The organism is Streptococcus sp. 210928-DFI.4.42, assembly GCF_020554365.1.
GTDB lineage: Bacteria > Bacillota > Bacilli > Lactobacillales > Streptococcaceae > Streptococcus > Streptococcus parasanguinis_S.
Map to the genome: position 1 here is coordinate 1 of NZ_JAJCHF010000052.1, position 895 is coordinate 895.

Genomic DNA, 895 nt, shown 5'->3' on the forward strand with positions numbered 1-895 from the left:
AGGAGGTCAGCGGTTCGATCCCGCTAGGCTCCATTAACACTGTAAGGGTGTTAAGTTTGAACATTGAAAATTGAATATCTATATCAAATAGTAACAAGAAAATAAACCGAAACGCTGTAAATATTTAAAGAGTTTAGGTCGCAAGACCAAAAATAAGGTTAAGTTAATAAGGGCGCACGGTGGATGCCTTGGCACTAGAAGCCGAAGAAGGACGTGACAAACGACGAAATGCTTTGGGGAGCTGTAAGTAAGCGACGATCCAGAGATGTCCGAATGGGGGAACCCACTAGCTAATGGCTAGTACTCCTATCTGTTAAGGATAGGTAGAGGAAGACGCAGTGAACTGAAACATCTAAGTAGCTGCAGGAAGAGAAAGCAAAAGCGATTGCCTGAGTAGCGGCGAGCGAAACGGCAGGAGGGCAAACCGAAGAGTTTACTCTTCGGGGTTGTAGGACTGCAATGTGGACTTAAAGATTATAGAAGAATGACATGGGAAGGTCAGCCAAAGAGAGTAAGAGCCTCGTATTCGAAATAGTCTTTATACCTAGCAGTATCCTGAGTACGGCGGGACACGAGAAATCCCGTCGGAATCTGGGAGGACCATCTCCCAACCCTAAATACTCTCTAGTGACCGATAGTGAACCAGTACCGTGAGGGAAAGGTGAAAAGCACCCCGGGAGGGGAGTGAAATAGAACCTGAAACCGTGTGCCTACAACAAGTTCGAGCCCGTTAATGGGTGAGAGCGTGCCTTTTGTAGAATGAACCGGCGAGTTACGATATGATGCGAGGTTAAGTTGAAGAGACGGAGCCGTAGGGAAACCGAGTCTGAATAGGGCGTCTTAGTATTATGTCGTAGACCCGAAACCATGTGACCTACCCATGAGCAGGTTGAAG

At 46.9% G+C, this 895-nt stretch carries 1 rRNA gene; it reads left to right on the forward strand.

Going from position 1 to position 895, the window contains the following annotated elements:
* Window positions 1-156: 156 nt before the first annotated feature.
* Window positions 157-895 (forward strand): 23S ribosomal RNA (locus LIZ08_RS10195); the annotation flags it as partial.